Source organism: Prauserella cavernicola, from assembly GCF_016595675.1.
GTDB lineage: Bacteria > Actinomycetota > Actinomycetes > Mycobacteriales > Pseudonocardiaceae > Prauserella_A > Prauserella_A cavernicola.
This window is the reverse complement of sequence record NZ_JAENJH010000087.1, coordinates 1-279: the sequence shown is the minus strand read 5'-3', so window position 1 is coordinate 279 and position 279 is coordinate 1. Positions and strand designations below refer to the sequence as shown.

The 279-nt window shown below is 73.1% G+C and carries 1 protein-coding gene; it reads right to left on the bottom strand.

Features of this window, described 5'->3' with window-relative positions; genetic code table 11:
• Positions 1–279, bottom strand: a 279-nt coding sequence (locus JHE00_RS34820; RefSeq protein WP_200326459.1) for a hypothetical protein, incomplete at both ends; no start/stop codon positions are given.

Below are 279 nucleotides of genomic sequence, written 5' to 3'. Positions count from 1 at the left end.
GACGAGCCGTTTGCCCAGTACGTGCGCGGGCGAAGACGCGCACCGCCACACCAGCGACACCGGCGGCTCGGCCGGGCCCGCGCCCTCGCGCAGGCCGGGACTCGGCAGGATCTGACCACCGAGGAACTCGGTCTCGGGGATGTCGGCGGCGCCGTAGACGTCGAGCAGGTGCGCGGGGGAGCCGTGCGCCTGGGTGCGGGTCTGCCAGCCTCGTGCCTCGCTCCACTCGGTCCAGGGCTGGGCGAAGCGTTCCAGGAACAGGTCCGAGAACGTCTCGCG